The following is a 14,104-nucleotide window of genomic DNA, read 5'->3' on the forward strand; positions in this document are numbered from 1 at the left end:
AACCTCTACCTAAGCAACCTTTAATTCAAATTGTTGCTCAATAAAATAAATAAACTGCTTTAAATTGCTTCCCCAGGTTTCTGGTGACTGGGCAACTAAATATGTAGTGAAATAAGCAGATTCAGTATTTAGATCAAAACAATTGACTGACACTTTATCTGCAACTTTTGTGAGATATGACTTCGGTAATAAAGCAAAACCCACTCCCAGCTCTACACAGCTCACGATTCCATCCAGACTTCCCATTTCCATAATTTGTGAGGGTGGAATACTAAAGTCATTCAAGAAAAGCTCTATGGCATGTCGATATGAGCAACCTTGTCGAAAGGCAATAAATCTAGTTTTTGCAAGGGTTGCCATGTCTGGAAAGCTTTCTTGTTGCTTAGGACAAACCAGAACCAGCTCTTCATGCCACACAGGAAAACTATATAACTCAGGAATAGAATGTTTAGATGCCACAAAAGCACAGTCTAATTCACCCTGATGTACCGCATTTAATAAATAACGCGTCGGATGAGTTTGGAGCTCAATGGGTAAAGTAGGATATTGCTGCATACATTGATTGAGTAACTGTGGCAAACGTATTGCGGCAGTTGTCTCCATGCTTCCAAGGCGAATTATTTCATTAGGATCAACTCCACCTTCTTGAAAGATCTTCTTAGCTTTATTGTGTAGTGTAATCATTTGAACAGCATAACTATGTAGCTGTTGTCCGGCATTCGTTAAAGTCACAGGATTATTACGATTGAATAAAATCACCCCTAACTCTTCTTCAAGTTTTTTTATATGACTCGTAATATTCGATTGAACCGTATACATTTTTTGCGCAGCTAATGAAAAACTTCCACTCTCTGCCACTGCTAAAAAAAACTCTAGAGACTTAAGTAACATACCTTTATCTCAAAACAAGATAACTACAATCATATTAAATCATTTTTAATGATGAAGAAACTCGCTTTTAATAATAAAAAAATTGAGCGTCTTCTCATGTCTACGTTTTATCGAATGAGCTTAATTGTCTTTTTGGCAACTTGTTTGGGAATTGGTGTTTTTAGATTTTCCTATACCGCACTCATGCCCATCATGATCGAGCAGTACCACTGGACTCATGATTTTGCCAGTTACTTAGGCAGCGCAAATTTATTGGGTTATCTCATAGGTGCCTTATTAGCGCTATTGAGTATTAAAGAAAAGTACGTCCCATCCATGATTGTATTTTCAACTATTGCGGGTAGCCTCAGCCTACTAGGCTGTTCATTCATGGATATGCCTCTGGTGTGGTTCATTTTCTGGCGCACAATTTCAGGTATTGCTGGTGGCTTACTTATGATTTTAGCGCCTAGCTTTGCAATGAAATACATCCCCACCACGCAAAGATTAAAAGTTAACTTTTTAGGATTTAGCGGAATTGGTGTAGGTGTGTTATCTGCCACCATTATTATTCCCCTACTTAAAAATATGCCCGTACATTATGTTTGGGATATTTTTGCAGGTATTTCTTTATTAGGAAGCTTAACTCTTTATCACTTATTAAGTAGCAATACTGCCCAGATGATTAAGTCACCATCTGCTACTTTACAAACCTCACAAAAATCACATTTAGGTCTGATTATTATTATTGCCTATATGTGTAGTGCCTTTGCCTATATTCCACATTCTTTGTTTTGGATGGATTATTTATCTGGGACTCTGCACTTTCCCTTACAGCAAAGGAATTTATTTTGGGTTCTCTATGGAGTGGGAAGCTGCATTGGTGCATTTGTCGCTTATTGCTTAAGCCGAATAGTGGGATATATACAGGCGATTAAATGGTTATATGGCATTTACTGCCTAGCCGTTGTTTTACCTTTCCTTTCACAGACCACTTCTTTACTCGCCCTATCTTCTTTTCTGACCGGCTTACTGACCCCCGCAACGGTGTTTATTAGCTCTTATAGTTTGCTACAGATTTATGAACAGCGTTATCAAAAGCTCTGGAGTCTTGCCACGATTGGGTTTGCTAGCACTCAGCTTTTAGGTGGCGTAGTCATTAGTACTTTGCATCATTTGCATTGGTCTTATGCCCACCTCTTTCTTTTGGGTGGAATCGTTCTTCTCTTTGCAATTTGCCTTTTACTACCTGTACGCCCTTCTTTCACCTCAACTCTCGGAGAAACCGAATCATGAAAACTCTGCTCTTTCCTTTATTTCTAGTTGCTTTCGTTCTCGTTATTCAGGCCCTAGATCAGAGTTATCAAAAGAAAATCGGTCTTATTAAAACTCCGAAACATCCCGAATTTATGCAATAAAAAAAGCCCTCAACTGAGGGCTTGCTTATGCAACATTTTTCAATCTTCCATATGTTTTATAATCGCACCACCAAATTCAGAGCAACGTAACAAGGTTGCACCTGGCATTAAACGCTCAAAATCGTAAGTTACGGTTTTAGCGGCAATCGCTCCTGAAATCCCTTTAATGATCAGATCAGCAGCTTCTCTCCAACCCATATCACGTAACATCATTTCCGCAGAAAGAATGATAGAACCCGGGTTTACTTTATCCTGACCCGCATATTTAGGTGCAGTACCATGCGTCGCTTCATAAACTGAAATTGCACCACCAATATTTGCACCCGGTGCAATACCAATGCCGCCTACTTCTGCCGCCAAAGCATCAGAAATATAGTCTCCATTTAAGTTAAGCGTTGCAATAACAGAGTAATCGGCTGGACGCATTAAAATTTGCTGTAAGAACGCATCTGCAATCACATCTTTAATGATGATGTCTTTACCAGTTCTCGGGTTTTTAATTTTAACCCATGGACCGCCATCAATTAGTTCTCCACCGAAGCGATCTAGAGCCAGCTCATAACCCCACTCTTTAAATGCCCCTTCGGTGTATTTCATGATATTACCCTTGTGAACAAGGGTCACAGAAGGCTTGTCATTTTCGATTGCGAACTGAATGGCTTTACGAACTAAACGCTGAGAACCTTCTTTTGATACAGGTTTAATTCCAATACCACATCCTTCAGGGAAACGGATTTTCGTCACACCCATTTCCTCTTGAAGAAATCTAATTACTTTTTTAGCTTCTTCAGAATCGGCTTTCCATTCAATACCTGCATAAATATCTTCCGAGTTCTCACGGAAAATCACCATGTCAGTTAATTCTGGGTGTTGAACTGGAGAAGGAACACCTTCAAACCAACGCACCGGACGTACGCATACATACAAATCTAACTCTTGGCGTAAGGCAACGTTGAGTGAACGAATACCACCACCTACGGGGGTGGTTAAAGGACCTTTAATGGATACAACAAACTCACGAAGCGCTTCAAAAGTTTCTTCTGGCATATAGCTGCTATAAATTTTATTTGCTTTTTCACCGCAATACACTTCCATCCATTCGATCGAACGTTTGCCACCATAAGCTTTTAAAATAGCAGCATCTACGACTGCTTTCATGGTTGGTGTAATATCCACACCAATACCATCACCCTCAATGAAAGGAATAATTGGATGATTTGGTACGTTCAGCGACAGGTCTGCATTTACTGTAATTTTGACGCCATCTGCAGGAACCACAATCTTCTGATAACCCATTGTGTGAATTCTCCCTTTTATAATATTTAATTAACTAAAAATAATTATCGATACACAATACTTTCAACGCTTCTTAACGCATAATAGCTTAATTGAATTTAATCATTTTTGGGATTTATATGAGAAATAATAAAATTTCTCACTTAAATAAACCTCAATGTTTTCTCTAGTTATTTGAAAGAAGAAGCCATTTTTTATGAAAATTGTCATTCTCAACAAACCATATGACGTTCTCTCCCAGTTTCGTAAAGACGAAGCGCATATGACCGTCTCTGACTTTGTTGATGACCCGACTTTGCGTTTGGCAGGCCGTCTTGATATGGACTCTGAGGGTTTAGTTTTTTTAACCGATCATGGTGGTCTGAATCAGTTCATTACCAACCCTGCGAATAAAAAATACAAAACCTATTTAGTTCAAGTTGATGGCGATGTAACTGAAGAAGCGCTTGAGCAGCTTCGTAAAGGTGTAGAACTTAATGATGGTATGACGCTTCCTGCCACAGCCATTAAAGTAAGTGAGCCAGAATGGTTATGGGAACGTAACCCACCTGTACGTTTTCGTGCAAATATTCCAACATCTTGGATCGAAATTTCAATTTGCGAAGGCCGCAACCGTCAAGTTCGTCGTATGACTTCTGCGGTTGGTTTTCCAACTTTACGTTTAATTCGTACTAAAATTGGTTCAATTGATCTAGTTCAACTCGGCTTAAAACCAGGCGATGTTAAAGAAATTGAACCTTTGCTTTACCCTGACTTTAAAGATGTTCCAGCTGAAGAACCTTATCGTTCACGTTCATATGTGAAAAAACCAGGCGGTACTGGCGGTAAACCAATGGTTCGTAAGAATAAAGATGGTTCTGCGAAAAAGTCTGGTACAAAACGTATTTGGCAGATGGATGAAAGTGAGAAGCCGCGTCGTAAGACCAACGGTACAACTCGTCCAAATGCTAAAGCACCACGTGGTCGTGGACGCAATGCTCGATAAGATCTAAATTTTCAAAGCCCACCTAGGTGGGCTTTTTTAATGCCTTTTATTTTTATAAAAATAAAAAAGCCGATGTATAAACACCGGCTTTTGAGCTATTTACTAACGAATTAGTAATTAAGCTTCAACAGTTGCAAGAGCTGCATTAAATGTAGCACTTGGACGCATTACAGCGTCTACTTTTGCTTTATCAATTGCATAGTAACCACCGATATCAGCTGGTTTACCTTGTACTTGAGCAAGTTCAGCAACAATCTTCTGTTCTTCTTCAGCTAAAGTTTTTGCAAGAGGAGCAAATTTAGCTTTTAACTCAGCATCTTCGTCTTGTGCAGCAAGCGCTTGAGCCCAGTAAAGTGACAAGTAGAAATGGCTACCACGGTTGTCAATCTCACCTGTACGGCGTGATGGTGACTTACCATTGTCAAGTAACTTGTCAGTCGCTTCATCAAGAGTCTTCGCAAGCAACTTAGCACGAGCATTATTTTCTTTAATACCCATTTCTTCTAAAGAAGCCGCTAAAGCAAGGAACTCTCCAAGTGAATCCCAACGTAAATGGTTTTCTTCAACAAGCTGTTGTACGTGTTTTGGCGCTGAACCACCTGCACCAGTCTCGTACATACCACCGCCCGCCATAAGCGGAACGATAGACAACATTTTTGCAGAAGTACCAAGTTCCATAATCGGGAACAAGTCAGTTAAGTAGTCACGTAAAATGTTACCAGTCACAGAAATAGTATCTAGACCACGTACTACGCGTTCAAGTGTGTAACGCATTGCACGTACTTGAGACATAATCTGGATATCAAGACCAGTCGTGTCATGATCTTTTAAGTACTTTTGTACTTTCTTGATCAATTCATTTTCGTGTGGACGGTACGGGTCAAGCCAGAAGATTGCAGGCATGCCTGAGTTACGTGCACGAGTTACTGCAAGTTTTACCCAGTCACGAATCGGAGCATCTTTAACCTGACACATACGCCAGATATCGCCTTCTTCAACATTTTGAGTCAATAACACTTCACCAGTGTCAAGATCGGTAATGTTTGCAATACCAGCTTCTGAAATTTCAAAAGTCTTGTCGTGAGAACCGTATTCTTCAGCTTTTTGAGCCATCAAACCAACGTTCGGTACAGTACCCATAGTCTTCGGATCGAAGTTACCATGCCACTTACAGAAGTTGATCATTTCTTGGTAAATACGGGCAAATGTTGATTCTGGCATAACGGCTTTAGCATCATATTGCTTACCATCAGCACCCCACATTTTACCACCGGCACGGATCATTGCTGGCATAGAAGCATCAACGATGATGTCGTTTGGTGAATGGAAGTTAGTGATGCCTTTCGCCGAGTCAACCATTGCAAGTGCAGGACGGTGTTCTTGACAAGCATGTAAGTCTTCAATGATTTCTTCACGTAATGAGGTTGGAAGAGTTTCGATTTTCTCGTATAACCCAGCCATACCGTTATTAACGTTAATACCTAATTCGTCAAATAACTTACCATGTTTTTCGAAAGCTTCTTTGTAATAGATTTTCACACAGTGACCGAAAACAATCGGGTGTGAAACTTTCATCATTGTCGCTTTTACGTGTAAAGAGAATAAAATTCCCGCTTCTTTACAATCATCAAGTTCTTTTTCATAGAAATCACAAAGTGCTTTCTTGCTCATGAACATTGAGTCAATGATTTCGCCTTCTTGAAGCGCAACTTTTGGCTTAAGAACAATGCTCTTACCACTGTTCGTGATAAGTTCCATTTTCACATTACGTGCGCGATCAAGTGTCATTGATTTTTCGCCATGGTAGAAGTCACCTTCTTCCATATGTGAAACGTGAGTTTGTGACCACTGTTTCCACTCGCTCATTGAATGAGGGTGTTTTTTCGCATAGTTTTTAACTGCTGCTGGAGCACGGCGGTCAGAGTTACCTTCACGAAGGACAGGGTTTACTGCTGAACCAAGGCACTTACCATAACGAGCTTTGATTGATTTTTCTTCTTCGGTTGCAGGATTTTCCGGATAATCAGGAATTGCATAACCTTTTGATTGAAGCTCTTTGATACATGCAGTTAATTGCGCAACAGACGCACTAATGTTCGGGAGTTTGATAATATTAGTATCTGGATCTTGTGTAAGACGACCAAGCTCTGCAAGGTTGTCGGATACCTTTTGCTCTTCACTTAGGTAATCAGCGAATTCTGCGAGCACACGTGCAGCTACAGAGATGTCACTTTTAATAATCTCGATGCCAGCTGGCTTAGTAAAGGTCTCAATGATCGGCAGTAGCGAATAGGTCGCCAATAGTGGCGCCTCGTCAGTCAGTGTGTAAATAATAGTTGACTTTTCACCAGCCATATATAGCCCCTTCCGTTTGATTGAGTGTTGAGGACCGAGCTTTTGACCCAGTGCCTACGAACCGATATGCTTAAATAAAACCCTGAGAGTATCGGCTCTCATTGCCTTCCAGTCAACGAAATATCCAGTGATAACGACATTTCGCAGTGAAATAATACATAATTCAAATGTATAGATAATTTTCTGATATCTAAGTCATTGTAATACGCATATACAGATCACATTTTAGACATTAAACATCATTAAAATACATGAGATATCTTTCAGTGTTCTAACAATTATTATACTTTTCATTCAAAATAAACTCAAAGGTAAATCGGATTTCACCATTGGGAAGTACTTAAAAGTAAAAACCGATGTGCAAAACATCGGTTTTTTATAAACTATTTAGCTTTAATTTAAGCTTTTAGCCATTTTTCAGTTTTAGCTTGATCTTCAACGATGAGTTCAACTTCAGTTAAATCAGTTGTAGTGCAATCGACTTCAAAAGATATTAACTCATCACGACGGAAAGCAAAGACAGTATAAGTACCACCTTGTTTTGAATATTTCTCAATAAGCTTGGTGGTCGCTTTTAAACCATCAATTGCAATAATCATATCATTGGCAGAAATACCTGCTTTCGCTGCTGCACTATCACGGCGAGCACTTTGCACAAGCACACCTTCTGGTTTATCGACAAGTTTTAAGCCTAATGGCAAAGATTTGTCGGTTTTAACTCTATAGCTTAAGCCAAATTCAGGAAACAATTGATCAAGCGGTAATTCATCAGTCGTGTTAATCAAATGATTAATTTGTTCAATCCAATTATCACCCGTCAGTTCTTTACACAAATCAAAAATGGTTCTTTCGTTTACTTGCATGCCATTTTGAGTATTTTCATATAATCGACGCATTAAAGCATCAAGACTAGAACCACGTAGACGTAAACCTAAATCTAGGCACAACGCAACTAAAGCACCTTTATTGTAATAACTGGTGCCTGCGTTATTTGAGTTCTCATCTTGACGATAAAATTTAATCCATGCATCAAAACTTGATTCGGCAACGGTTTGAACAAAACGGCCCGGGTTTTGTAAATAGCGATCAATTTGTGCTTTGAGTAAATCAAGATAAGACTTCTGAGAAATAACGCCGCTACGCAACAAAATCAGGTCGTCATAATATGAAGTAAAGCCTTCAAATATCCAAAGCAAAGAAGTATAGCCTTCTTGATGCAAATTATAGTTTGCAAAGTTTTCTGGACGGATAAATTTTACTAACCATGAATGAAAATATTCGTGACTACATAAGCCTAAAAAGCGTTGATAATCTTTAGAAGGTTCAGTTGGTTCATTCGATTTTGGCAAATCTTCGCGTGGTGTAATCAGACTGGTGCTATTGCAATGTTCTAAACCACCATAACTATTCCCGGTTGCCATCGTCATAAAGGTATAGTTTTTAAATGGCGCTGAACCGAACATATTTATTTCGGCTGCACAAATCTTTTCAATGTCGGCTTTTAAGCGATCAATATTGGCATTATGTGGGCCGGAAATTACAAACTCATGTTCAATGCCATGTGTTTCAAAATTAAAGCGTGTTTGGTCAGCCAGTTCAAATGGGCTATCAATCAGTTGATCATAATGATCAGCTTTTAAAGTAAAGCGACCTTTGACTAGGCTTTTTGAGGCTAAGCCCGTTGCTAACTGAAAATGCTTTAATTCATCTGGCAAGAAAACTTCGACTTCACAAGCAGACTGTTCTTGCCCTTCTAATGCTAAACATACACACGCCGGATTAATATATAAGCGCGTCTGGTCTACATAGGCACCGCGTACAGACAAATCATATGCATAAACATCATATTCAATTGTCATTAATTCATGGTCGGTATTAAATAAACGCCAGCGATTTTTGCTCGTTTTTTTAATATCCAGCATGCGTCCAGCTTCATCATAAGCTTTAACGGATTCAATGTGTTTTGAGAACTCTCGAATTAGATAACTACCCGGAATCCACGTTGGCAGCCAAAGCTCCTGATTCGGATTGGCTAAAAAACGAATTGTTACGTGAACAAGGTGCTGTTTGTAATCATCGAACTCAATTTGATAATGCAACATAAATTCTTCAATTTAAAATAAGAACGGCTTCACATTAGCTTAGCATTTTTTTATATCGTCTTGCGTAGATGTATTTTTTGGCAACAATTCCCACTAGCCTTCCACGAAAAAAAGGCATAGCATGCTGTGCATCTGTGCCCCGTATTTGCTCGTAAAAGTTAAGGTCATCCGTGAAATTTTTTCTATCTCTTTTTACCCTCTTCAGTATTTTTTGCACCACCCTAACCAATGCTGCGTTACTCAATATTGCACCTGAAAGTGTAGAAGCCGCAGCATGGACTATTGTAGATACTCAATCGGGTCAAATCATTGCCGAGCATAATAGCCATGTGCAACGCGCACCAGCATCTTTAACAAAAATGATGGTTGCTTATATTGCTTTAAAAGAGATTAAAGCTGGAAGGCTTAAAAAAGAAGAAATCATTACTGCAACGCCGGTGGTTGGTGTGGTGCAGTGGGATGAATCACAAATGTATCTTAAAGCTGGTGAACAAATTTCAGTTGATCAGTTATTAGCAGGTTTAATTGTGATGTCGGCAAATGATGCAGCTGTGACTTTAGCTGAAAAAATTTCTGGCGATGTTCCTCACTTTGTACAACGTATGAATCAGGAAGCTCAAGCGTTGGGCATGAAAGATACTCACTTTAGTAATCCTCCTGGGATTACAATGCCTGATCATTACACCACAGCGCATGATTTAAGCTTATTAGGTCAGGCTGTAATTAAACAAACTCCTGAATATTTACATTATTCAAAAATGCCAAGCTTTAGCTACAACCAACGTTTCCATCATGCGACTAACCTTGCACTGAAATATGACCCATCTGTTGATGGCTTAAAAACGGGTTACACGAAAGCAGCGGGTTATAATTTGGCATTAACGGCATCTCGTCCTTCATTTTCATCTGACTTAGCTCAAAGACGTTTATTGGTGATTGTTTTAGGTACACCGAGTGCGGTAAAACGCGCTGAGATCGCAGATAAATTAATGAATCTTGCTTATGCCTATACACGCGATGAAGTCATTATTCCTGAGCAAAAAATAATTGCTGAACTGCCTGTTGTAAAATCAACTTTAAAAATGTTTAAGGTAGCAACAAAGCAACCAACAATTGTTACGACATCTTTATATGCAGACCCAGCACCGATTGACTTAAATACTTTTGATAATGTGACTCAACGCGTTCAAGTACTTGATAGCAACCTGCAACCAAAGGTTATTGCTCCACTTGAAACGACACAAACGCGTGTAAATATTGAACTCAATGAAAAACAGTTAACTGCGCCATTAATGAAAGTCATGAGTTTGGCAACAGTATCTATTTATCAAAACAACCAGCTTATTCGTAGTCTTCAAATTGAAGATAACGTGCATATTGAAGAAGCCAATATTTTCCAAAAAATCATGATGTGGTTTTCTGGCCTTTTCTCTATTTTTTCATCGAGTGAACATAGTGCCGCAAAACTCTACCCTGTAGATTCGCACTAAAAACATCAAATTGTGCACAGACGCACAATAAATTCTATAAAAAAAAGATGGCATAATTCAGCCATCTTTTTTTTATAGAAAAATAATTAGGTGATAAAAATGACCCAAAATTTACATCATATTGTAATTGTTGGTGGTGGTGCTGGAGGCTTAGAACTGGCGACACAACTGGGTGAAACTTTTGGGAAAAATCGTAAAGCGAAGATTACGTTAATTGACCAAAACCTAACGCATATCTGGAAACCCTTACTTCATGAAATTGCTGCTGGATCTTTAAACCCACACGAAGAACAAACTAATTATTTTGCACATGCAGAAAAGCATCATTATGAATTTGTGCTTGGAACCTTAACTGGGGTCAATAAAGATAAAAAATTAATTGAGTTAATTCCTCCTCAAGTGTCTAAAGATCAACAGAATCACCCGCAAGAGCTCAGTTATGACACGCTTATTTTAGCGCTTGGTTCAGTATCAAATGATTTTAATACCACAGGTGTGCGTGAAAACTGTCATTTCCTCGACAGCAGAAAGCAAGCCGATGTTTTCCAGCAAGACTTATTACATCTTTATATTGAAGCTCAAAATCAGCCAAATCAGCGGACTTTAAATATCGGAATCGTTGGTGCTGGAGCAACTGGTGTAGAACTTGCGGCAGAATTAATTGAAACAACAAAAAACTTTTATAAATATGGCTTAAAAAAGATTCATCCTAATCAAGTTAAAATTACACTCATTGAAGCTTCTGAACGTATTTTACCTGCTCTGACCGATAAAACTGCTGAACACAGTGCCGAGCAACTCAAAAAAATGGGCGTTGAAATTTTAACTCAACATCGCGTTGAAAAAATTGATAAGCATTGCATCTATTTTAGTAATGGTAACCAATTAAAAAGTGATATTACCGTCTGGGCTGCGGGCGTAAAAGCACCTAAAGTACTAGAAAACTTTACTGATTTTAAACGCGATAACATTAACCGTTTAATGGTCTATGCAACTTTGCAAACTTATTCCGATCCAAATGTTTTTGCCTTTGGTGACTGTGCGCATTGCCAACTTGATGCAAGACAACCTCCACTTGGGCCGCGTGCACAGGTTGCAAGCCAACAAGCGAGCTTTTTAGTCGATGCGATGGCAGCTCGATTAAACAATCGTTCACAACCTATGTTTACCTTTAACGACAAAGGTTCTCTCGTGTCTTTAAGTCGTAATAAAGCCGTTGGAGAATTACTGGGTGATGTAAGTATACAAGGCTATATTGCCAAAACCATGTACGTATCTTTATATCGTTTACATCAAGCAACAATTCATGGATACACACAAGCTGGACTACTCACAATGAAAGATTTACTTACAAGACGTGTACGTCCAAAAATTAAGCTGTATTAAGTTGAATTTTTTAAATTCATCCCTATTTATATAAAAACGCATCAGAAAAAGTGACAAAGATTAAGATTTTGTAGTCTACAAAATTTATTTTTCACTTTATGATGTACGCTTTAATTGATTGAATGGATCAAAAACATGACTGCTATTGCAAATAACCACGTGGTTTCATTCCACTACAAATTAACAAACGCTGAGGGTGAAACACTTGATCAATCTCAAGGTGAACCACTTGCCTATTTGCACGGTGCAGGCAATATCATTCCTGGTCTAGAAAATGCATTAACAGGTAAAACTGTTGGTGAAAAATTTACTGTTAATGTACCAGCAGCTGAAGGTTATGGCGAATACAACCCAGACCTAGTACAAGAAGTTCCAGCTCAAATGTTCCAAGGTGTTGAAAACATTCAACCTGGTATGCAATTCCAAGCGCAAACAGATGACGGCGTTCAGATCGTAACTGTTAAAGCAGTTGAAGGCGACAACATTGTTGTTGATGCTAATTTCCCACTTGCTGGTCAAGATTTAACTTTTGAAGTTGAAATCGTAGAAATCCGTGAAGCTTCTGAAGAAGAATTAGATCACGGTCACGTACACGGTGCGGGTGGTCATCACCACTAATTCATCTTTAAAGATGATAAGAGCAAAGCTTCGGCTTTGCTTTTTTTATGTATTTATTTTATATAATATTTTGATAATAAACCTCTAAATCACTCAACATTATAAGGGTAGCTTTCATGTCAAACGTAAATCAGCTGATTTGGTTTCGTCAGGATTTGAGAGTTCGGGATCATGCTGCCTTATGGCATGCCTGCCAGCAAGGACCTTCGATCGGGTTAATTATTTTGTCGCCTGAACAGTGGGAAATACATCACGATGCGCCTATAAAAATTAATTTTTACTTACGCCAGCTTCAACAACTTAAAAAAGAATTAGAACAGCTTAATATTCCACTTATCATTCAAGTCATTCCCTACTGGCAAGATATTGCAGATTATATTTGCGAACTTACACATCAACTTCATATCGAAAATGTTTACTCAAATATAGAAGTCGGTGTGAATGAATTAAAAAGAGATAAAACTGTACAACAAGCTTTGAATCAGCAGAATAAAGAACTTTTTTTATTCCATGACCGTACGATTTTCCCTTTACGTTCCATTCGCAATCAGTCACAGCAACCCTATCAAGTTTTCGGTGCATTTAAAAAAGCATGTTATTCGAAACTAGATATAAGTGGTTTGCCTCAGTGCTATCCCATTCCCGGAAAGCAAACAGCCAATCCCGAGTCTGATTTAAATATCAAAAGTTTAGGTCTAGAAGATATTGAAGCTTTTTTCGACTCATCTGTTTCTAAAGAGCAACAAGACCTATGGCCTACCGGAGAAGACTATGCTCTAGAGCAGCTCGATTTATTTATTGAAGATCATTTATCTCATTATAAATCAGAACGTGACTTTCCAAATGTAGAAGGAACTAGCCAACTTTCTCCGTATTTAAATCTTGGAATTTTGTCTATTCGTCAATGCTTACAAGCCCTTTTTCGAGCTGAACATGGCAACTTCCATCTTGCAAACGAAGGCCAGCAAACATGGTTAGATGAGCTTCTTTGGCGCGAGTTTTATCAACATATTTTATTTGATTTTCCAAAGGTTTCTAAGCACTATCCTTTTAAACAAAATATGCAAAATATTAAATGGGAAAATAATCAAGCGCACTTATTGGCTTGGCAAACTGGCCAAACAGGTATACCGATTATCGATGCAGGTATGCGTCAGCTACAAAAAACAGGATGGATGCATAATCGTGTCCGTATGATTACCGCTATGTTTTTGTGTAAAAACTTACTCATCGATTGGCGAATAGGTGAACAATGGTTTATGCAGCATTTAATTGATGGTGATTTAGCAGCGAATAATGGTGGTTGGCAATGGTGTGCATCGACTGGAACTGATGCTGTACCCTATTTCCGAATTTTTAACCCTATTGCTCAATCTAAGAAATTTGACCCAAATGGTGACTATATTCGTCAATGGGTGGATGAGTTAGCTCATCTAGACAATAAAATGATTCATGAACCCTACTCAACCAAAACAACTCTTCAGTTGAATTATCCAAAGCCAATTGTTGATTTAAAAGAAACTCGTATGAAAGCAATTGAAACATACAAGAACATTTAGATGCCACTTCAGTCTTTTATGTTTA

11 protein-coding genes are annotated in these 14,104 nt (G+C 38.6%); 7 read left to right on the forward strand and 4 right to left on the reverse strand.

The genetic code is table 11. The features are described from left to right. Window positions 1–9: 9 nt before the first annotated feature. Window positions 10–891: a LysR family transcriptional regulator gene (locus OD757_RS03720; RefSeq protein WP_263030893.1), complete on the reverse strand. Its 882-nt coding sequence runs from the start codon at window positions 889–891 to the stop codon at window positions 10–12. A 48-nt stretch (window positions 892–939) separates the two neighbouring features. Between OD757_RS03720 and OD757_RS03725 the strand changes: the two genes are divergently transcribed. Together OD757_RS03725 and OD757_RS03730 are read left to right on the forward strand one after the other, a co-directional pair. Further along, window positions 940–2,166: an MFS transporter gene (locus OD757_RS03725; protein WP_263030894.1), complete on the forward strand. Its 1,227-nt coding sequence runs from the start codon at window positions 940–942 to the stop codon at window positions 2,164–2,166. Further along, window positions 2,163–2,288, forward strand: coding sequence for a hypothetical protein (locus tag OD757_RS03730; RefSeq protein WP_009393577.1), 126 nt, complete (start codon window positions 2,163–2,165; stop codon window positions 2,286–2,288). Before OD757_RS03725 ends, OD757_RS03730 begins: the two co-directional genes overlap by 4 nt. A gap of 39 nt (window positions 2,289–2,327) precedes the next feature. On the opposite strand, the gene icd is transcribed toward OD757_RS03730, so the two are convergent. Then, complete coding sequence (gene icd / locus OD757_RS03735) at window positions 2,328–3,584, reverse strand: NADP-dependent isocitrate dehydrogenase (RefSeq protein WP_263030895.1); 1,257 nt, start codon at window positions 3,582–3,584, stop codon at window positions 2,328–2,330. Between the two features lie 196 nt (window positions 3,585–3,780). On the opposite strand from icd, the gene OD757_RS03740 reads away from it, so the two are divergent. Further along, window positions 3,781–4,569, forward strand: coding sequence for an rRNA large subunit pseudouridine synthase E (locus tag OD757_RS03740; RefSeq protein WP_034679063.1), 789 nt, complete (start codon window positions 3,781–3,783; stop codon window positions 4,567–4,569). A 117-nt stretch (window positions 4,570–4,686) separates the two neighbouring features. Here OD757_RS03740 and OD757_RS03745 read toward each other — a convergent pair whose 3' ends face one another. Together OD757_RS03745 and OD757_RS03750 are read right to left on the reverse strand one after the other, a co-directional pair. Next, entirely contained in the window at window positions 4,687–6,924 is a 2,238-nt protein-coding gene (locus OD757_RS03745) for an NADP-dependent isocitrate dehydrogenase (RefSeq protein ID WP_263030896.1), read from the reverse strand. 398 nt (window positions 6,925–7,322) lie between these two features. Continuing rightward, complete coding sequence (locus OD757_RS03750) at window positions 7,323–9,026, reverse strand: M61 family metallopeptidase (RefSeq protein ID WP_263030897.1); 1,704 nt, start codon at window positions 9,024–9,026, stop codon at window positions 7,323–7,325. Between the two features lie 170 nt (window positions 9,027–9,196). On the opposite strand from OD757_RS03750, the gene OD757_RS03755 reads away from it, so the two are divergent. The 4 genes from OD757_RS03755 (at window position 9,197) to OD757_RS03770 (ending at window position 14,079) form a co-directional block, all read left to right on the forward strand. Further along, complete coding sequence (locus tag OD757_RS03755; protein WP_263030898.1) at window positions 9,197–10,516, forward strand: D-alanyl-D-alanine carboxypeptidase PBP6B; 1,320 nt, start codon at window positions 9,197–9,199, stop codon at window positions 10,514–10,516. 99 nt (window positions 10,517–10,615) lie between these two features. Beyond that, window positions 10,616–11,902, forward strand: a complete 1,287-nt coding sequence (locus tag OD757_RS03760) for an NAD(P)/FAD-dependent oxidoreductase (protein ID WP_009393578.1) — start codon at window positions 10,616–10,618, stop codon at window positions 11,900–11,902. A gap of 135 nt (window positions 11,903–12,037) precedes the next feature. After that, window positions 12,038–12,520 (forward strand): peptidylprolyl isomerase, encoded by a 483-nt coding sequence (locus OD757_RS03765; protein WP_003650377.1) that lies wholly within the window; start codon window positions 12,038–12,040, stop codon window positions 12,518–12,520. A gap of 116 nt (window positions 12,521–12,636) precedes the next feature. Continuing rightward, the gene (locus OD757_RS03770) at window positions 12,637–14,079 is read left to right on the forward strand and encodes a cryptochrome/photolyase family protein (RefSeq protein ID WP_263030899.1); all 1,443 of its coding nucleotides are present in this window, start codon (window positions 12,637–12,639) and stop codon (window positions 14,077–14,079) included. Window positions 14,080–14,104 lie beyond the last annotated feature (25 nt).

Origin of the sequence: Acinetobacter sp. AYS6 (assembly GCF_025630795.1) — a bacterium.
Lineage (GTDB): Bacteria > Pseudomonadota > Gammaproteobacteria > Pseudomonadales > Moraxellaceae > Acinetobacter.